General features: G+C 46.6%; 16 protein-coding genes. 1 reads left to right on the top strand and 15 read right to left on the bottom strand.

The window, feature by feature from the left end:
- Positions 1–394: 394 nt before the first annotated feature.
- From AB9P05_RS19090 to AB9P05_RS19030, 13 genes are all read right to left on the bottom strand, one after another.
- The gene (locus AB9P05_RS19090) at positions 395–1,672 is read right to left on the bottom strand and encodes a T9SS type A sorting domain-containing protein (RefSeq protein ID WP_371911370.1); all 1,278 of its coding nucleotides are present in this window, start codon (positions 1,670–1,672) and stop codon (positions 395–397) included.
- Positions 1,673–1,717: 45 nt separating this feature from the next.
- Positions 1,718–2,164 carry an IS200/IS605 family transposase gene (gene tnpA, locus AB9P05_RS19085; protein WP_371906921.1) on the bottom strand — a complete coding sequence of 149 codons (447 nt, stop codon included), beginning with the start codon at positions 2,162–2,164 and terminating at the stop codon, positions 1,718–1,720.
- Between the two features lie 69 nt (positions 2,165–2,233).
- Positions 2,234–3,343, bottom strand: a complete 1,110-nt coding sequence (locus tag AB9P05_RS19080) for a hypothetical protein (protein WP_371910434.1) — start codon at positions 3,341–3,343, stop codon at positions 2,234–2,236.
- A 293-nt stretch (positions 3,344–3,636) separates the two neighbouring features.
- Complete coding sequence (locus AB9P05_RS19075; protein ID WP_371910433.1) at positions 3,637–6,546, bottom strand: T9SS type A sorting domain-containing protein; 2,910 nt, start codon at positions 6,544–6,546, stop codon at positions 3,637–3,639.
- Positions 6,547–7,164: 618 nt separating this feature from the next.
- Complete coding sequence (locus tag AB9P05_RS19070; protein ID WP_371910432.1) at positions 7,165–8,589, bottom strand: COG3014 family protein; 1,425 nt, start codon at positions 8,587–8,589, stop codon at positions 7,165–7,167.
- A gap of 5 nt (positions 8,590–8,594) precedes the next feature.
- Positions 8,595–9,182, bottom strand: coding sequence for a penicillin-binding protein activator LpoB (locus AB9P05_RS19065; RefSeq protein WP_371910431.1), 588 nt, complete (start codon positions 9,180–9,182; stop codon positions 8,595–8,597).
- 64 nt (positions 9,183–9,246) lie between these two features.
- Entirely contained in the window at positions 9,247–11,658 is a 2,412-nt protein-coding gene (locus AB9P05_RS19060; RefSeq protein ID WP_371910430.1) for a carboxypeptidase-like regulatory domain-containing protein, read from the bottom strand.
- On the bottom strand, positions 11,655–12,305 hold the full coding sequence (gene rpe, locus AB9P05_RS19055; protein ID WP_371910429.1) for a ribulose-phosphate 3-epimerase: 651 nt from the start codon (positions 12,303–12,305) through the stop codon (positions 11,655–11,657). The genes AB9P05_RS19060 and rpe overlap by 4 nt, the downstream gene beginning before the upstream one ends.
- A 53-nt stretch (positions 12,306–12,358) precedes the next feature.
- Positions 12,359–14,014 carry a S8 family peptidase gene (locus AB9P05_RS19050; protein WP_371910428.1) on the bottom strand — a complete coding sequence of 552 codons (1,656 nt, stop codon included), beginning with the start codon at positions 14,012–14,014 and terminating at the stop codon, positions 12,359–12,361.
- Positions 14,008–14,703 carry a hypothetical protein gene (locus tag AB9P05_RS19045; RefSeq protein WP_371910427.1) on the bottom strand — a complete coding sequence of 232 codons (696 nt, stop codon included), beginning with the start codon at positions 14,701–14,703 and terminating at the stop codon, positions 14,008–14,010. Before AB9P05_RS19045 ends, AB9P05_RS19050 begins: the two co-directional genes overlap by 7 nt.
- On the bottom strand, positions 14,693–15,805 hold the full coding sequence (gene mnmA / locus AB9P05_RS19040) for a tRNA 2-thiouridine(34) synthase MnmA (RefSeq protein WP_371910426.1): 1,113 nt from the start codon (positions 15,803–15,805) through the stop codon (positions 14,693–14,695). The genes AB9P05_RS19045 and mnmA overlap by 11 nt, the downstream gene beginning before the upstream one ends.
- Before the next feature lie 179 nt (positions 15,806–15,984).
- Positions 15,985–16,227 (bottom strand): hypothetical protein, encoded by a 243-nt coding sequence (locus AB9P05_RS19035; RefSeq protein WP_371910425.1) that lies wholly within the window; start codon positions 16,225–16,227, stop codon positions 15,985–15,987.
- A gap of 2 nt (positions 16,228–16,229) precedes the next feature.
- On the bottom strand, positions 16,230–16,544 hold the full coding sequence (locus AB9P05_RS19030; RefSeq protein WP_371910424.1) for a thioredoxin family protein: 315 nt from the start codon (positions 16,542–16,544) through the stop codon (positions 16,230–16,232).
- 129 nt (positions 16,545–16,673) lie between these two features.
- Here AB9P05_RS19030 and AB9P05_RS19025 point away from each other — a divergent pair, with 129 nt between their 5' ends.
- Entirely contained in the window at positions 16,674–17,306 is a 633-nt protein-coding gene (locus AB9P05_RS19025; protein WP_371910423.1) for a phosphoribosylanthranilate isomerase, read from the top strand.
- Between the two features lie 173 nt (positions 17,307–17,479).
- Here the strand turns inward: AB9P05_RS19025 and trmB are convergent, their stop codons facing one another.
- The gene (trmB, locus tag AB9P05_RS19020) at positions 17,480–18,151 is read right to left on the bottom strand and encodes a tRNA (guanosine(46)-N7)-methyltransferase TrmB (RefSeq protein WP_371911369.1); all 672 of its coding nucleotides are present in this window, start codon (positions 18,149–18,151) and stop codon (positions 17,480–17,482) included.
- Between the two features lie 4 nt (positions 18,152–18,155).
- Positions 18,156–19,457, bottom strand: a complete 1,302-nt coding sequence (locus tag AB9P05_RS19015; protein ID WP_371910422.1) for a folylpolyglutamate synthase/dihydrofolate synthase family protein — start codon at positions 19,455–19,457, stop codon at positions 18,156–18,158.
- Between the last annotated feature and the right edge of the window lie 4 nt (positions 19,458–19,461).

Genomic DNA, 19,461 nt, shown 5'->3' with positions numbered 1-19,461 from the left:
GGACCTACTTTCTTAAAATGGTTAGAGGAATGATCACAATCAGCTAACTGTCAGTATATTAAGTAATTCTACGCAAAAAATTAAACTATTTCAACATTGAAAAGTACAATAAACATACTTTATAAAATAAGTTCAATTAAATATGATAATTCATATGAATAGCTGGTATGTATTATTATTCACAATTAGAAAGAAAAACCCTGTTATTCTTTCTAATAGCTGACAATAGGCCTGATTATCATTGCAGACATGTATAATGGACTATGGAAAATCCATTTTATTTATTCCCTGATAAATGGAAATTTTATACATTATTTTTTTGTTAGCGCCATCAACCTAATAAAAAAGCAGCCAAATATTGGCTGCTTTTTTAATTAACGTTTATACATATTAATCACTTGTATATTAATCGTCCGGTAGTACGTACCTGCCCGTCTTCGTATGACCAAAGATAGACGCCTTGCGGCAATCCGTTACGGGGAATACTGAAACCGGTGGCGGGCACATCTTTCCACATGCTTACCACCCTGCCAGACAGGTCGGTCAGAGTAAACATGTTTTGGGGTAAAGCCTCGGGGTAAGTAAACCAAGTCTCCGAAACCGCCGGATTAGGATATAAGGAAAGTTGCTGAACGCCTGAACTCACTCCCTCACCGCTCATAATATCCTCTGCCACCTGTGAGGCCATAAAGTTGGCATCGAAGCTGTACCGATTATCCAGGGTGTCCCTTACTTCATAGGTAAACGAGGTAGAACCGGCCGGTATCGGAACGATATCACTTGCAATAGGATCGTATGTAACATGCTTGTACTCTCCAAAGCCAAACTCACCTTCACGTATGTACAGGTGAATGTTATTCCTGGTGTCTTCGGTTATGAACGACATTCTTTCATCCGGCACATCCAGCGTTCCCACAGTTTCACCTTCATAATCATACATAATAAGCTCATTTTGATCCCTATCATGCAGGTAAATGTAAGAATCACCGCTACCTAAGGGGCGTATCGTAAGGTTATAGGGAATTTGCCACTCCTCATTTCCGGTTTTGTCCAACCCTACGAGGTATTCTCTGTTGCGAGTGTATAGCCTTTTACTATCATCTTTCTTTCTGAGCGCGGTTTCATAAATATCGGAGCCCATGGATTGGACCTGGATCAGGTTCATGTCTTCATCGAACCTGTGAAGGTACTGTGAGGTAACGGGTAGTGGGGTATCGTCAATGAATTTAGTTCCAGCCTTCTGATAAGAGAACAAGTAGGTTTCGTTATCATCATCCACCACCAGCGAAAACCCATTCAAGGTATTGGTCCTACCGTAATTATCAGATGCATAGCGACCGATCTCATTACCGTTTTTTCCCATAACAACCAACAGGGTTTTAGTACCCAAGTGATCATACTGCTTCATAGCCCAAACCAGTCTCCCCTGCTTATCCTCAACTACATCGAATGTACTGATACTGAATAGTATTTCGTCGAAGACTTTTACCCACTCTATGGAGCCGTCCGGATTAATCATAACAAATGCATATGCCTCGTTGAGTGACTCGTAGGCCCTGCCGTCAATGACCACCTTACCGGGTGAGTACTTGGGATTTCGCAGCCTGGTAAAGAGAATCGTCCTGCCCTGATCGTCAGTTATCAGCTTGTAGTCGAAATAAATTACCCCCACCAAAGGAGGGGGTTTTCAATGGTTATTACCCCCAAAGGGGGATAGTCAGTTATCGAATAGCGGGATATCTATATCCCCATCCTCTTTCTTATCTTCCTTCTCCTGATACTTAACATACCGCTTTATCTTTTCTTCATCTATGCCTACCGTACTTACAAAATAGCCTCGTGACCAAAAATGATTGCCCCAATAGGGTTTTCTGCGAAGACTCTTGAAGTTCTTAAACATCATGATCGCTGTCTTACCCTTGAGAATACCCATGAAGTCTGATACACTAAGTTTCGGAGGTATACTACATACCAAATGAACGTGATCTGGCTGAATGTTCAACTCTTCTACCTTGACCTCCTTCCATTCACATATCGTCTTTATCTTATTCTCCAACGTATCTGCAACAATATCACGAAGTATACGGTGGCGGTACTTCGGGGTCCATACTACATGATAGACACAATAGTAAAAGCTATGCGATAGCTTACGATACTTGCTCATTCCACAATATACCCCTACTGGCATAGCCCTCAAACATGACCACCGTCTAAGACGGTGGTTTTAATTCGATTAATAAATATAATCTGCATCCTGCGCCCAGATAAGGTCGTAATCCGCATTTCGCTTTATCAAATATTTCCAGAATGAATTCTGATAGGTTGTAATCTCATAAAAATTACCCTCGTGATCCTCGCTTACGTCCAGGGGAGCATTATACCCCTGGGTATATCCGTAAAACCCACTGGTGAGCACCTCTGTGTTGGCGTCATTAAATTTAATAAGCGAGTTTTCATGAAAGTAAGAAGGAAGGCCCTCGCTCAGGGAAATAGACAGGTTGCCATCATTACTGCCACTGGGGCTCTGGAAACTGACTTCCGGTGAAAGTGGCCCTTGTGACTCCAGGCTAAAGGTAAGCGTATCGTAAGCACCATCTATGGGTCCGAAAACCACTTCGTAATCTCCCGGTGCCAGGCCATCACGCTTCCGGCCAATATACCCGTCAGACCACTCCCAGAGTGCATCGTAAGCCTCCTGATCAAACTGGTCTTTGTAAATGGCGATAAGGGTAGCCTTACCATTATAAGGTGAAAGGGCTTTAGAATATTCGAGGTCTGCGCTTATATATAAATCGGACTGTACGTCGGCGATGAAGTTTCCGTTAAATCCATCGCCATTGTTACTATTATCACGCTTACCAAATCCGAACCACAGATATGGAGAGCTTCCGCCGGTAAATTCCAGGTGCTTCAGATCAAATACCTGCCTGGCCGAAAACTCGATCTCTACCTGGTACAGGTCATACAACTCAAGGGAATAAAAGTCACCTAGAGGTATGTCTACCGTGGTCCATTCGTAACTCACCTCAAAACCTTCCGGCAGGTAATCTTTTAAAAAGACTCTCGAATCTTCCTCGCCGTTCAATCGTAAATAGATGAAAAAATTGTCGCTGCTGGCCTCGGACACCCTGAATGTCATTCGCATATGGGTATTTCCTCCGGCCGTCACATCCACGCCGGGACCTTCAAAGCTATCCGGATTATTTCCCAGCTTAAACCACTCATTGCTATAATTGATCTTATCGATCCGGAGAAATTCTAAGTCCTGAAACTGAGAATGGGCCGTTACGGGAAGCAACAGTAGCATTCCCATTATCCAAGCCATAAGATTGATCGTTTTCATGGTAGTAAATTGTTTAATTCATTATGATTATTTGTTTTCTAAAAAATAAAATGTGAAAGGGCAGCCCATATGGCTATCAAGCTCCTTGTGGAAATGATTCTTATCCATAGCCACCAATTCAGCCTTTTTCACATGAACAACAGACCTCAAAAAATCTGAGCTTTCATTAAAACTGAAGACAAAACCTTATATAAAAAATAAATAAAGTTATATTTATTTTAAGTAGAATTATCCACCCAGAATAAGATTCAAGAAGAAAATAAGGCCAGGCAACAGCCTGGCCTCTAAAATGGTTATCGAAAAATCACCCTGTCGGTCAGGGTACCCTCCTGGTCTTCGAATGTGAGAAGGTAGACTCCCTCTGAAAGGTCTCCTCTATCTACCGTATGACCATTAGGATCAATATTACGGTAAGTCTTCAATATCCGGCCGTTTACATCTGTAAGTTGAAGCGTATTGTCAGCGCTTCTGCCGTCGTATCTGCAGTTAACCGCACCAAGAGCCGGATTTGGCCACACCTCAGAGAGTCTTTCGGATGAGGGGCCTATCTGTACCTGCACCAGGTTGGACATGCTGGCCTCCATTTCCTTATGCTTAGCTTCCCTAACATCCATCCGGTACATATACGTACCTTCATCAGGGAGCTGATCGGTAAATGTAACAGTGCCTGGCTTAACCTGAGCTACTTTCTTCATATCATAGGCACTGGTGCCCCGGTACAATGTATATACAGGTTTTTCATAGCCGGTATATGGACGCCACTGTAACTGTACTTTACCTCCTGCAGAAGTTAAAGCGGTCAGCTCAACAGGACTGTGAGGGTTGCTAAGGCGTTCGCCATGGGCTACCAGTGCTTTCACTTTATATTCCGGCTTTTCACCTTCCTGTACGGTGTAATCGGCAAAGGTGGTTTCAGAAGGCCCTGTTCTGCCTACTACTTTGTACTCATTACCTGCCTTGCGGTATACTTCGTAGCCTGAAACGTCTGAATAGGGTGGTTTCCACTTTACTTCATAAGCTCCTGCCTCGAGGCGGGCATTGATTCCGGTAATGCTGCTACCAGTAAAGTTGATCTCTTCTGAAACTCTGTTTCCCCTGGCGTCTTCCATTTCGTAATATGCCATGGTCGCTGTAGGATACAGATTAATATTATACGTACTGGCTGGCTCAAGCCTGGCTATAAACAGGCTATTGTATGGCATGCCTGGCAGAAATTCTTCCCAATAACCATCCCCAATAGCTGCCATCACAATATCGCCCTGCCTGTTTGAGGTGAGGAAGGGAGTGGCAGCGTAATAATACTGGGTAGGCATCCGGATCTTATTTATTTCGAAGCCCAAAGGATCGACCTTAGTGATGACATTGGGGTTAGCCCCGATATAAACGTAGCCGGCCGGGTCAGCGGTGATGGATGTCACCGTTGAAAATATGCCGGTAGTTACTTCATGCTGATATATTTCATTACCATCTGTATCTATAACTTCTAGGTACCCTATGGCACTCATTGTCCCCATGATCACAGGTATATAGTGTGTCTTGATGATGTGAATGGTCCCGATACTTGACCATTCAAGCCCGCGTACATCTGAAGCGTATGCCAGGGGCTTAAACCATTGCACATTACCATTTTTATCCAGTTTGATCACCATAACGGAAAGGTTCTCCTTCGCATTATCAAAATCGGGCACCTCCACTCCTCCATAAGTGGCATAAATATCCATAGTGGTACCTAGGTAGATATTACTTTCCTCATCAATGGTCAAATCGGAAAAACCTGAGCCTGAATTGTAGCTTGAAACTGTCCCCTGCTGCCAAAGCAGGCGCCCATCTATGGTAAACTTGTATATATCAGCCCGGAGATTAGAGACATAAAGGTGTCCCTTTCCATCTCCTTTAAGGGAGGATACACTTTCTATATCTATCTTACGGATCCAATCGGGATTACCTGCTGAATTGATACGGCATAGGTATGCGGTAACCTCATCATTACCTGCATAATAGTCCTTGATCGAAAAGCCGGGGTTCGACCTGCCGGTAATATACGTATTGCCTACCGGATCGGTATAAATCAATTCTTTTCCATAGATACCTCCGGTGTTAAGCGCGGTCTGCCATAACAAAGCGCCCTCCGGTGTGCGCTTCTGAAGCGTATCATTATATACCAAATAGATATTCCCCTCCAGGTCAGTCTGTATATTAGAGAAATCCTCACCATACGCAGAGCCTACCACTATACCGTTGGTAAAGTTCTCCGCACTGTCTGTGATGATTTCATAATTATAGCCATCAAAATTAAAGTAACTGCCTGTGCCACCACTCAGGGTAACTTTAAGGTTTCCATTATTCGTACCATCCGGGGGGGTAAGGGTGGTAGCCGCTACAAGAGGTTCTGATGGTGGAATAGTAAAACTTCCTGTTAAAGGACGGCCATCTGAATGCGTACTACTCACCTGATAGGTACCTGGCACAAACTGACAGCTTACAACAGCCTCTGCGGGTGCCTGCACCAGTTCGGTACTGCCATCGAGCACAGCGGTAATCAGGGCTTCCTGACACTTAGCGGTCCTGCCTGTGTAATAGGTGGAGTAGTATGCATTGGTATATTTCTTTCCTGATAGATCCACGTGGTACTCAAGGTAGTATTCATGCTCATTGGCTGCCGCCATTTGTCCCGGACCTGCCTGGCCATCATGAATGATATTCCGCTTGTCCTCACCGTACCACAGGTAGGGGGTGCTGCCACCGGTGAAAGTAACAGAGCGTATTTCCATGACAAAGGGTGAGGCATTATTACTGTAAGGAAGCTGGAGCAGGTTTAGCTGGGACAGGTTAATGGCCGGGTCAAAATCAGCCAGAGGAATACTCAGCAAGTACCAGGTATCCCCATAAGAGAAGCCTGCAGGGGCGTAAGCCCCGAATGTGACCGGATTTGCTCCGTAGCCGTTAGGTCTGATCTGAAGTTTGGCCAGGTCGGGGTTTCCTTCCGGTATGCGGAATTCTACCTCAAGGTGGGTGTTTCCGCCTGAGTACACGTCTACTTTGGGACTCCAGAAGGAGGTGGGATTATTTCCCAGTTTAAGTTTATTCCATCCTGTTCTCACGTTCTCAATACGCAGTATGGTATTGTCCTGAGACCAGGAAGGCGATGCTATGATAATAAATAGGATAATTAAGAAGTAAATCTTATTGCATATGGATTGCATTAGGGTATCAAGGTTAGGTTAATAATATGAAAAAATACCGGCCTGAAACGGTCAAGGAAAAAATAGATGCCATCCGTCTTCCTCTGCCAGACCTTAAAAAAAAGAATATGTGAAAACCGCAGAAATGATCGGTTAAAAAGTGGCTGCGGTACTGAATTCGTAGTTCCCGGAACTGTAGAAGAGGCCCGGACATTAATCACGATTTAGGCTTTCATGTTTATTTTGTTCATAGGCAATTTAATTCTGGTTGATAGAAAACACATTCAATAAATCATCTAATTCAATACAAGAATAGTAAAATCATCAACCAATTTCAATAAAAATATTACAACAAATACTACACATATTTATAATACAAATGTCACGTGTTTTGTTCCTTATGTTCTGGTAATCAACCAGATTGGGGGATAAAACCACATGATAGGATAATGACGGACTATAAACGGTATAAAAAGGGTTTTGCTCAGCGCTGATTAAAAAAAATGGAATGATAAGTTATTCCAAATACGGGCTTAAAAAATAAAAAAATACAAGAGAATAATTACAGAGCCAAACACAAAAAGCTACAAGCCAGGACTTTAGAAGCATAAAACTTCATAAAAACCCTATGCGTAGTGCTTAATTAGGAGCGGTGCTATAGTATGAAGAGGGGGAGTAGGAAGCCTCAAGCGAGCGAAAACTAAAGAAGGTGGTCTTTCCCTCTTTAATAGTAAATGTAAACTGGCGCACGTCTTCCCTGCCCTTTTCGGAACGCAGGACCATGGATACATCTTGCTGGCCGGGCTGCATGGGCACCCGGGTATAGTATATTGAGTGTGGAATAGTCTGCCAGTTTCGAGTATCGGCCTGTTCGGTCACAGCATTAATAATACCTAGTATACTGCCCATAGTTTCATCTTCCTCACGCAAGGCATACTCTGCCCCTTTCTTCAGGGCTGCACGTAATAAGCCCTGAGAAAGTTCTTTGGCCATACGTTGCTGCAGGGTTTTAAAAGCAATGGCATTAATGTCTTCAGCCTTTTCCAGTTTATAGTGCCGGCCATTCGCCAGGATCTCTCCCCTGGTGAATACCTCCTGCCTTTCCACGTACCTGGGAAAAACCACCCGGAAAAACTCCAACCTTTCCAGGGTGGTCTTTTTGTCCTCGTCGTTATTACTGCCGAGCATGAAAGGAAAACTCATATTCTGGCTCTCATTTACGAAAGTCACCAGCCCATTCTGCCCATGGACGACAGTAAAATTGAGTCCCCACTCAGATTTGACCGGGCCGAGGCCGTTATTCCACAGCATGATGAGTTCGCCGCCCTGCTCAGGCTTATGTACATAATCGGTATGAAAAGCCTCTTCGTAAAAAGCAAGTTCGCTTCTCAATCCACTGAGATAGGCTGTTCGAAGGAGGTCTTCTTTTAGCTGCTCGGGGACTCCGAGGCCAAACATATCCAGATAATCTTCACTGTATACTTCATAGGCATTCCTATACGCAATGAAGGCATCATTATACTCATCGTTAGCATCGTATATAAGCCCCATGAGCAGGTGTATAAAAGCATCCCGCTGAAACTTCTTATCGCTGCTATACTTATCACTAAGCCGGTTAAGCAGAATTTCCATTCGCCGTACCTCTACGAGGGCAGCTTCCGGGTCATTCAGGTAGAGGTAATTGAGGGCTTTATAATAGTTTATGAACAGTATTTCGTGGTCCTCCCCCTGGTAGTCCACCAGCTTAGGATTCACCAGGAAGGAAGCCGCTACCTGAAAGGGGTTTTTACGATAATCTTCAGCCAGCACATAGGCCCGCTCAAAGTAGGTATTACTTTCCTCATAGTTACCAAGCATGGAACTGACTAACCCCCTGTTCATGAAGTATAAGAGTTTGGCATTGCTTTTAGCCATCTTCTTGTTTTTCTCCAGGATACGGTCAGCCGCTTCCATATTTCCTGCTTCGTAGCTCAGGTTAAACTTGTGATTAGCCTGATAGTACGTTTTACAGGATACCTGGAACCATGCCAGTAACAGGATCAACCAACTATAGCGAACCTTCATCCCTATCAGTTAGTGATATACTTTTTGATCTCCTTATCACCAATCCATACTTTTTCGTTGGTTTCAAGGTTGGTAAGTTCAAGGTTAACCTTATAGTTTACGACCTTCTTTTTATTGTATTCGTCTACAGTGCTGTTAATAGTACCGAACATGATATAGTCGGCGCCCAGCTCCTTACCCCAGGCTTTCGCTGTTTCCTGTGAGGCGAATTCATTCTGGTCGGCACGCTCCTCACGGATGCGCTCTCTAAAAGAGGCGTCCTGTACCACACGCACAGCACCGGTATTGATAAACTCGCGCTCGATGTCCTTCACGAAGTTCTCAGGTTCAATATGCTCGTGGGTACGGTTGGTGATGGCGCCTACTATGATGACCGGTTTTTTACCGGTAGAAGAGCGGTGCTCGTCTATCCAGGGACGATTTAACACGTCGCTGGTCATTTCACTAGCCACCAGCTTACTGTCAGTATCATTCCATCGGCCACTGAGGTCTATCTGCTCATCAGGGTTCACACGGGTAACCGTACGTTTGGCACAGCTAAAACCAGCCATCAGGGCCAGTGAAAATGCCATCAGGGTAAATATACGTTTCATTGTTCTATCGTAGTTTGAGAATGCATTAATGTCATAAACAGGCGGAAGAGGCTACCTGAAGCTATCAGTTAAACTTTCCTACAATACGGATATTCAAAAACCTTGCCGATAATGAATTGGGGATGGCAAATTCTGTATTGGTAATATCTCTGATCCAGGTGTAGGAGATCGCATTTTCCGTACCCAGCATATTGAGGATATCAGCACCGACCCATATGGATTTGAGTCCAAACCCGCTATTATCATCCAATAAAAAAATCTTTGAAAAGCCTACGTCTACGCGCTGGTATGACTCGCCATTGAGGGCGCTGCGATACTGAGGCTCGTTAGGAGGTCCGAAGGGCAGACCTGAGCCAAAAAATACGCCTACGTTCACTCGTATGGTAGGGTCACTGGGAAAGTGATCCTGGAAAAAGATGCCTATATTCACTAATTGGTCTGAAGGTCTACGAATAAAGTCCTGACCGTCATCTTCAATATCTTCGCGCGTTCTGAGAAGTCCGAGGCTGAACCAGGAGTCGGTATTGGGAATAAACTCACCGGATATCCTGAAGTCTGCCCCTATAGCGTAGGCTTTGGTAGTGTTATCTGCAAAATAGCGGATGAGCACATTATCGACATCGTAGGTATTTACATCCCACAGGTACTTATAGTATGCTTCTGTGATGAACTTAAAAGGCCTGTTCCATAGCTTAAAGTCATAGTCGACGCCACTGATTACATGCAGGGAGGATTGTGCTTTTACGTTTTCCTGCAATTGGCCATTGCGATCACGAAACTCTCTGTAAAATGGCGGCTGACGGTAAATACCGGTTGCAAAGCGAAAGACGACATCCCGCTCCCAGGGAAGGTGGTAGCTATACTGCAGGCGCGGGCTGAGTAAAAACTGGCCGGTTACGTCCAGATAGTTGGCTCTTACCCCGTAGGTGAGCACCTGCCTCTCTCCTATTTCTGAGGTATTCTGGACAAATGCGGAAAACCGGTTAATATTCAGGCTGATATCATTCTGAATAGGGACATCCAGTTTAACAAAATCAGCCGAATCAATGAACCCCCATTCCCGAATACGGTCGCTTACATCCTGATAGCGATACCCTATTCCGGCCAGCAGTGTCTGTGTCTTTTTCCAGTTATAAAAGGTCTGTACGTTTGCAGCGTAGATGTTGGCATCGAGGCGGTTTCGCGCGTAATTATATTCTGTACCTACTCCTCTGATGGCCACGCACTGGTTAAAACCGGGGCTACTGGGGTCTCTGTTCACATCACAGAGACGATAGCCTCCCTCCAGATCGATGTATTCACGTTCTCGAGTAGTAAGGGCGGACACTATGGCCTCTACCCTAAGCCGGTCGCTGTAATTGTGGCTTAACTTCAGCCCTGTTTGCCAGGTATCGTAGTCGAGTAACTCCTGTCCGTCAAAGGCCACGAACAGCCTTAGCACACGGTTAAATGTACCAAATGTGGTTTCGCGGGCTTCGGGCCTTACGAGATAGCGGTTACTCGCATAATTGAGGAGGGCAGATAGTTCGGTAACCGGCTTATTACCCCTTCTTTTAAGCTGGTAGGTAACATAGGCCTGCCCATCGGTAAAGCGTGGAAGGTACTGGCCCTGGGTTTCGAAGGTGTTAAGGAGATAGCGGGAGTTCTTATGGCGTACGCCACCGATGTAACGCAGACGGCCGTTCATAGCCTTGCCTTCCACGTGACCACGACCACCGAGCAGGCCGATGGAGACACTGGCGGCGTGCTCTTCGGGCTTTTTGTAGTTAACGGTAAGACTGGAGGATAGCTTATCACCGTAGCGGGGCTGCCAACCGCCAGCACTGAACTCAATGCTTTCTACGAGATCGGGGTTAATAAAGCTAAGGCCTTCCTGCTGTCCGGCCCTTATGAGGAATGGCCGATATACCTGAATGCCGTTTACGTATACTAGGTTTTCGTCAAAATTTCCTCCTCGTACGGTATAGCTGGAACTAAGTTCGTTATTGGCTATGACCCCTGGTAATGTAGCGAGCAACCTGCTTATATCTCCAAAAGGGGAAGGCATCTCTTCCAGGCTCTTGGGGGATAGCTTTGTGACACCGGCCTGTTCGCGCTCTGTTTCACGGGCAGAGCCAACTTCTACCTGCTCGAGCACCATGGTCTCTTCACGCATCTGCACCTCCAGCACGTATTCCTCTCCGGTTCTCAGCCTGACCACCTTTTCAGTAGGGTAATAGCCTACGTGGGTAAAGAGTACCTTAACGCTGTCACCGGCAGGCAGGCGCAGCTCAAAGGCACCGTTTTCTTTGCTAATGGTACCAATGCCTATGCCTCTGATAGAAATATTTACCGCAGGCAGTGCCTTGCCTTCGGCAGTAATGGTACGTCCGCTAAGCACACCTACGCCCTGGTGCGCACTGGCCCCTAGAGGCAGCAGCCATACCATCACACTCACGAGGGTGATGGCCCGTAACATAGCCATGCGTTTTATCATGCGTTTTTCAGATCGCGGATGGTGGCGGCAGGGTCATCTGACCGGAATACAAAGCTACCGGCTACAAGTATATGGGCGCCGGCTTTCACCAGGTCTGCGGCATTATTGGCATTTACACCACCGTCAATTTCAATTTTTGTCTGCGTGCCCGCCTCTTTTATCATTTTACTTAACGACCGCACCTTCTCATAGGTATGTTCGATAAAGCTTTGTCCGCCAAATCCCGGATTTACAGACATCATGCATACGAGGTCGGTATCATGAAGTACGTCAGCAAGCAGGGAAACAGGTGTGTGGGGATTGAGGGCCACACCGGTCTTACAGCCCAGATCACGGATTTGCTGCAATACCCTGTGTAAATGTGGGCAAGCTTCATAATGGACGTATATATGATCGGCTCCTGCCTTTTTGAAGTCCTCAAGGTACCTGCCGGGCTCCTCTATCATAAGATGCACATCGAAGGGCTTGTCGGTAAACTCACGAATGGCATTCATTACAGGAAACCCAAATGAGATATTAGGCACGAACATGCCATCCATAATATCAATGTGAATGTAGTCTGCCTCGCTTTGGTGAAGCATGGTAATTTCCGACTGTAGGTTCGCAAAGTCGGCAGCCAGGATGGAGGGTGCGATCAATGGTTTCATGCACCAAATATAACCCCGCTTTTGACAGGGATGCAACCGTTCGGCACAAAGGATCAGTATTTCACTATACGGTACCGGCGGGTAAGGGACTTTCCGGTTAGGGTGAGCAGGTAGATACCAGCGGGTAAATTGCCCATTTGTATCTGTTCCTCAGCTTCTTTACCATCATTCTGAACATCGAACTTCACCATCAGCCGCCCGTCATTGCTTATGAGGCTCCCTTGTAGTTCATGGTCATTAAATCCGGTCAGAGGTACGTGGAGCATACCTCCGGAGAGTGGGTTGGGATATGGGTAGGGAATAATGTCTTCTTCAGGCAGGTCAAGTCCATCGCTGAGGACGATATTTTCCTGGGCTCGCTGGTAGTTGGGTGCTCCGTGTCCGATCAGGGAGTCAGGTGCCAGGTATGAATTACCTGAGCGAATGAGTCGCTCCTTTACCTCACTAGCCGTCAAAGAAGGGTTTGCCTGCCAGAAGCCTGCGGCAAGGCCGGTCACTATCGGCGCTGCAAAGCTGGTTCCGTAGGCTTGGGTGGCATTTCCAAACTGATTTACCGTGTAAGCGGGGGAGCCTGTAGCCACTACATCTGGCTTGATACGGCCGTCAGTGGTGGGCCCCATGGAACTGAACCCGGCACGGTCAAAGGTTTTGCCGAAAAAAGACCCTACTGCCAGCACGCTGGGAGCATCTGCAGGAGGAACGATGGTACGCCAGTTAGGATTATCGCCTTCGTTACCGGCAGAACTAATCAGCAGCATGCCGGTTTCTGCTGCTATGTTGGACCCAACGCTGATCACCGCAGTCTCCCCGTCCATATCAGTCAGGGAGTAGTCCATGGTAGGGTCATTAAAGTAATTATAGCCGAGTGAGGTTGAGATAATGTCTGCGCCGGCGCTGTCTGCCATTTCTGCGGCCAGAATCCAGTTATATTCTTCTATACGGTATTCGGAAGAAACGTCTTCGCTGACGAGCAGCATATAATGTGCATCGGGGCTACCTCCGGTATACACTCCCTCGCTTAGCGCAGCCATGCAGCTGAGGGCTTCGCTACCGTGATCGGTAAAGCCGTAGATATTATCTGAGTAATTGACAAAATTATAGGCTTTTATCACCTTCTCTTCCGAGAAAAGGTGACTGAACGGCGCGGCGGTGTTTACTCCTGCAAATCCGCCGTCTACTACAGCTATCAGCATGCCTTCGCCTTTATAGCCGTCCTCATGCATGATATCTATGCCAAGCAGGCTATTCTGGTAGGCTGTAACCTCATCATTCTGTCCCCGGTTATTACGTTTCGATTTACGTCCGATATCAGCCACCCGTGCATTTTCCGGAACATTCTGAGGGGCGACATAGTCGATATGGCTTATATAGGGGGCTGCCTGCAGCATCTCTACCTGGTCTATATTTCCTGAGGCAAGACAGGCATTAAGCCAGCGAGAGGTGGCAAAAACCTGCATGCCACCGGCTCTTACGCTATCCAGGTAGTTTTCCTTAACTGTAAAATCACGTGGGGTTAACTGGATGTTCTGATCCTGACGACGATCGAGTGAGCGCCGGGACAAGTAAGTAAGGGGGTCGGCTGTTTCGTATGCCGCGGTATCTTTATCAGTAAAAAAAACCATATAGCGGTTTGTCTGGGCGGATGCCTTGAGGCCGCAAAATATACCCATGCCTGCAAGAAGCAGGTTGAAGCTGATCTTTTTTACCATATTTCTTTTAAGCTTTGTTTGTATACTCTGCCGTCTTCCACAATTCCTTCGCCCAGGCAATCGGGCCGGGTACAGTAATTGAGCAGGATTGATTCTCTGTAGGTGAGTCCGACTCCTTCTACATAAGCTTCCATTCTGATGTCTTTAGTGACAATAGTATCCAGCAGCATTTCCTGGATTACCTTTATCTGTTGGACGGGCTCATCCCGACTCAGGTATTGAAAATCAATAACCTCTGCATGGTAGGTGTCGGGAGGCATGGCATTGAAGGCATTTCCATCCCATTCTTTACCATCAAATAAGGGTGAGGTGAGCTTTACGTAAGGAATGTTATTTTCTGTAACAATGTAGTTACCTTCCTGAATGCGGACAGGGGTGGTATTGAGAAAGGTCCAGTCTGACAGGCTATCCGGACGCCTGTAGTGATAAAGATTCCAATTTTCTATCCCGGAGGAATTTAGGAAATAATCTCCCACTACCTGTTTGAGTTCATAGCGGGAGGTATCGGAGCCGCCTAAGGGGCTTATTATTACCTCTTCAACTACATAAACCCGGCTGAGGGAGTCGGTAACGGGGAAAAATTCAGCGGCATCAAACAAATCAATAGTCTCTGCATCATCGCCGCATGCGGCAGCGATGACGCAAAGAAATACTAATAGTGTATGACGCAACTGAGCTTTAGCGACCATTATGATTAAAGCTTTTGGATATCCAGCCGCCCCCAATGACGTCATCGCCTTCATAAAAGACGGCCGCCTGGCCCGGGGCAATGGCGGATACACCATTACCAAAATAGACCTTCATGGTGTCGCCGGCCTGCTCGATAACGGCGGGAGCGCCGGAATCATTGTATCTTACCTTGGTGTGGGTTTCGAGGCGCTCCCCGAGTTCGGGGTATTTCATCATGTTCAGGTTATGAACGTACATGCCATTCCGACTGAGCTCGTCAAAAGTACCCAATACAACCCGGTTATGGTCTTTTTGAATCTCAGTTACATAGACGGGATAGCCGAGGGCGATGCCTAAGCCTTTGCGCTGGCCCACGGTATAAAAGGGGTACCCTTCATGCTCACCAACTACGGTGCCGTCTTCCAGAATGAATTCGCCACCGGCGACTTGCGTTTCCAATTCGGGCACGCGCCGCTTAAGGAAACCACGGTAGTCATTATCGGGCACAAAGCATATTTCGTATGATTCGGACTTGGTAACCAATTCCATGAAGCCGCGGTCTGTGGCCATTTCCCGTATCTCATCCTTTGTAAGGCCGCTCAGGGGAAAAATGGTCCGGCTAAGGCTCTCCTGACTGATGCCCCATAGGGCGTAGGACTGGTCTTTGCGTTTATCAAGCCCCTTGGAGATGTAATAACGCCCGTTCTCATGCTGATTGATCTTGGCATAGTGTCCTGTTGCAATGTAGTCACAGTCCAGCTTATCGGCACGACGTAGCAGGGCATCCCACTTGATGTGGGTATTACAGAGCACACAGGGGTTTGGTGTGCGGCCATTAAGGTATTCATTGGTAAAGTGATCGATCACGTAATCGCCGAACTCATCCCGTATATCAAGAATGAAATGAGGAAAGCCAAGGCTTACGGCAATATTTCGTGCATCGTTGATTGAATCCAGGCTACAGCAGCCTGTTTCTTTTTTGCTACCTCCTGCTGAGGCGTAGTCCCATGTTTTCATCGTCATACCGACGACCTCATAGCCTTGTTCATGTAACAATACGGCGGCGAGGGAACTGTCAATACCGCCGCTCATGGCTACTAATACTCTTCCTTTTTTACTCATATTTCCTTATTCGCCAGGTTCAAGGCCTGGTTTTCGGTGATAAATGAAGGCGTAATCTAATGGATACGCCTTTACAGAGACAAAAAAAGAACGAAATAAATTCGTTCTTTTTGCAAATATAGATGTATTTATAATTAAATCAGGCACTTGGCGGGAGCGGTGTATTCCCTGCTCCTGACTTAGCTAATGCTGGTACGTACCTTACTGGTATACTCACGCAAGGAGCTTTTGAAGTCTTTGCCTTCTTTGTCCATTTTTTCGTGAATGAAAATGGCCGCAAAAACATGGGTGAGCTTTTCTCCTTCGTCAGCTCCTTCTACCTCAAATGCAGGCTCTTTTTCTTCAACCAATGCTTCTTCAGCTTCCATCAGTTCCTGAACGGAATGATTCTCAACGAGTTTTTTGATCGCAGGTATTTTCATTACTACAGTTTTTCGATAAGTTCTACAACCGCATCTTCTTTACTGGTACTTACACTCTCTACCAGTTCGCCATTCTTGAATACGGCAAAGGTGGGCAGGTTTGAGACCTCTCCTTTTTTCCGGCTTTCGGGGTTCTTTTCGGCATTTATGTCCAGGAAGGTAACGCCTTTGAAGCGATCATCTTCTGATAAACGACGAAACTTAGGGGCAAAAAGACGGCAGCTACCGCACCAGTCGGCGAAGTACTTAACCACCACTTTTTCATTATCATTTAATGCAGTGCTAAAATTTTCGTCTGTTACTACTTCAACAGCCATGTGTATCTCTCGTTTCGTTAAATAAAAATATCCCTGACGGATCGTGACACCTAAAATTTGGAGAACAGGGAAATTGTGTAATTTTGCTGACTCAAATTTAGACAATCCGCCCAAAACTTTTCTAACGGAATGGCATTAAAAACGTTCGTTAAAATCAGTGGAGTAACTAATCTAAGTGATGCCCGCTACTGTGCCGGCATGATGGTGAACATGATTGGTTTCGATTTAGACCCTGATAGTAAGCAATTCACAGCTCCTGAAAAATTTGCAGAGATCACCGAGTGGCTCTCAGGGGTGGAACTGGTAGGTGAATTTAACCAAATGGATGTGGACAGCATCAGGGAAACGGGTGAGGCTTATCGGTTGGACGCCATACAGACGTCATCTGTAGAAGTGGCTCCACACCTGGTAAAAGCTACCACACTGCCTGTGATCTTTAAGCTGGATGTATCTCAAATGGAAGATCCTGCGGAGATGCGACCGATAATTGAGAAAATAGGGAATGCCGTGGCTTTTACCCTGATAGAATCAGAAGGTGAGGAAAAGGGTGAGGCCTGGATGAAGGCGTCACTGGATGTGTCAGAGCATTTTCCTGTGGTGTTGGGTATAGGGGTAACAGCATCAAATGTATCAGACCTGACCAATAGCAACCTGAAGGGTATCTCATTACGCGGCGGGGAGGAGATCAAGCCGGGGCTAAAGGATTTTGACGAATTAGCGGATATCCTGGAGGCACTTGAGGTAGATGACCTGGAGGATTAACCAGGCTGTGCCGGGTGTGCACCTTGGATATAAGAGCGCCTACCTCACACATTTCCACTTAATAGGTTGAGATATTATTGGCCCCTGACGGGGCCTTTTTTTTGTATTGTAGAAGCTTATTAGGCCAACAAGTCTCAACGGCGCATCACACCTGCCAGAGTCGTATGGGGGGCCTATTCTGTCTTATCAAGAAGGCTAAGTTTGAGGTATTTTATGTCCTCTCCTTTTTCATGAAACTTTTTCTCGTAGCGAGTGCGAATGCCATGGTGGTCAGCCAGCATATCACTTTTATACAGATCTCGGGTGTAAACCAGGTCGCTAATCGCTTCTTGCTGTTGCAGGACTTCCAGGGTGTATTCGAAGAGGCCGGTATTGTCCGTTTTGAGATGAAGGGTACCACCCGGCTTCAGAATGCTTCTGTATATATCCAGAAAACGGGGGTGGGTAAGCCTGCGTTTCTCATCACGGTCTTTGGGACGGGGGTCCGGAAAGGTAATCCATATTTCATCCACCTCTCCCTTTTCAAAAAACCTCTCGATAAGGAGTATTTGTGTGCGAAGGAAGGCGACATTGTCTAGGCCCTCGTCGAGCGCTATGCCGCTGCCTTTCCATATCCGGTCGCCCTTAATGTCCACACCGATATAATTGCGTCCGTTGAAAACGCGGGCCAGACCTACGGTGTACTCTCCCCGCCCACAGGCGAGCTCCAGGGTGATGGGGTTATTGTTATTAAAAAAGTCTTTGTGCCAATTGCCCTTGATCTTTTCATAAATATCTTTTCCGGGCTCAATAACATTATGGCGCTTGCTGTTTTCAGCAAAACGCTGCAGTTTCGTTCTCACAATCCAATCAGATTTCGTCCAGTTCGGCCACCACAAAGGTGCTGCCGCCTATAAATATCAGGTCCTCTTCCGCTGCCTCATCACGGGCTGTTTTTACTGCCTCACTTACGGAAGCATAGGCTTTACCGATGAGTTGATGGCTGGCTGCAGCCTGCTTAAGCTCTTCAGCCGCCAAGGCACGGGGAACATTCGCGGCACAAAAGTAATAGATTGCTTCTTTGGGAAAAAGGGGGAATATATCATTCAGGTCTTTATCCGCTACTGTACCCAGCACAATGCGGAGGGTTCTGCGCGGAATATGGGCAAGCTGCTTCATGACCTGCGCAATGCCATCGTGGTTATGGCCCGTATCGCATACAACGAAAGGACTGGTTCGGAGGATCTGCCAGCGGCCCTTAAGGCCTGTGAGTTCCTGTACAGATTCCAGCCCTTTTTTAACGTCATTGTCGCTGATACGATCAAATTGGCATTGGTTCCGCAGGAGGTCGATGCTCATAAGAATGGCGGGCAAATTGTATCGCTGATACCAACCCATGAGGCTAAAGACAAGTTTCTCTTCCCAAAGCTTATTTTCTTTAAATACACGAAAGAGAATCCCCTGGGTGTTGGTTTCATCATGTGGCTGTACATGATAGGTGTCCGCAGCAACATGGCATGGTGCATTGGAGCGCGCCGCCTTTTCACGAATGACCTCAAGAACTTCCGGTGGGTTATGGCCGGCAACGACAGGTACTGCGGGCTTAATGATGCCGGCTTTCTCTCCTGCTATTTCCGGAAGGGTCTCCCCTAAAAACTGCTGATGGTCTTTCCCTATGGAGGTGATGACGCTCAGGCGGGGGGTAATGACATTGGTGCTGTCCAGGCGGCCCCCCATGCCTACTTCGATCACGGCTACATCTACTTCCTGCCTGGCAAAATATTCAAAGGCCATCACGACTGACATCTCGAAGAAACTGGGGCGTACTTCCTCAAGTAAACCGCGGTATTTTTCCACAAACCGGGCAACGGACTCGCCTGGCATATTCTTGCCATTTATCCGGATGCGTTCAGTGTATTCTTTGAGGTGGGGGCTGGTGTAGAGGCCTGTCTTATACCCGGCAGATTGTAAAACCGCCGCAAGGCTATGGGCGGTACTGCCTTTACCATTGGTACCCGCTATGTGAATGGTGGGGAAGGTATCCTGAGGATTACCCAGGGCTTCACACAGTTTGAGGGTATTGGTGAGATCTTTTTTAAATGCAGCTGCACCAATGCGCTGAAACATAGGCAACTGCCTATATAAAAAATCCAGAGCTTCTTCGTACGTCATTAGG

The organism is Roseivirga sp. BDSF3-8 (assembly GCF_041449215.1).
Lineage (GTDB): Bacteria > Bacteroidota > Bacteroidia > Cytophagales > Cyclobacteriaceae > JBGNFV01.
Note: the sequence above shows the minus strand (reverse complement) of the source record. Positions and strands in the feature narration are given on the sequence as shown.

Coding starts and splice junctions, on each gene's coding strand:
- rpe (WP_371910429.1), bottom strand. CDS start 12,305: ATGAAACCATTGATCGCACCCTCCATCCTGGCTGCCGACTTTGCGAAC.
- AB9P05_RS19050 (WP_371910428.1), bottom strand. CDS start 14,014: ATGGTAAAAAAGATCAGCTTCAACCTGCTTCTTGCAGGCATGGGTATA.
- AB9P05_RS19045 (WP_371910427.1), bottom strand. CDS start 14,703: ATGGTCGCTAAAGCTCAGTTGCGTCATACACTATTAGTATTTCTTTGC.
- AB9P05_RS19035 (WP_371910425.1), bottom strand. CDS start 16,227: ATGAAAATACCTGCGATCAAAAAACTCGTTGAGAATCATTCCGTTCAG.
- mnmA (WP_371910426.1), bottom strand. CDS start 15,805: ATGAGTAAAAAAGGAAGAGTATTAGTAGCCATGAGCGGCGGTATTGAC.
- AB9P05_RS19025 (WP_371910423.1), top strand. CDS start 16,674: ATGGCATTAAAAACGTTCGTTAAAATCAGTGGAGTAACTAATCTAAGT.
- tnpA (WP_371906921.1), bottom strand. CDS start 2,164: ATGAGCAAGTATCGTAAGCTATCGCATAGCTTTTACTATTGTGTCTAT.
- AB9P05_RS19080 (WP_371910434.1), bottom strand. CDS start 3,343: ATGAAAACGATCAATCTTATGGCTTGGATAATGGGAATGCTACTGTTG.
- AB9P05_RS19015 (WP_371910422.1), bottom strand. CDS start 19,457: ATGACGTACGAAGAAGCTCTGGATTTTTTATATAGGCAGTTGCCTATG.
- AB9P05_RS19060 (WP_371910430.1), bottom strand. CDS start 11,658: ATGATAAAACGCATGGCTATGTTACGGGCCATCACCCTCGTGAGTGTG.
- AB9P05_RS19030 (WP_371910424.1), bottom strand. CDS start 16,544: ATGGCTGTTGAAGTAGTAACAGACGAAAATTTTAGCACTGCATTAAAT.
- AB9P05_RS19070 (WP_371910432.1), bottom strand. CDS start 8,589: ATGAAGGTTCGCTATAGTTGGTTGATCCTGTTACTGGCATGGTTCCAG.
- AB9P05_RS19075 (WP_371910433.1), bottom strand. CDS start 6,546: ATGCAATCCATATGCAATAAGATTTACTTCTTAATTATCCTATTTATT.
- AB9P05_RS19065 (WP_371910431.1), bottom strand. CDS start 9,182: ATGAAACGTATATTTACCCTGATGGCATTTTCACTGGCCCTGATGGCT.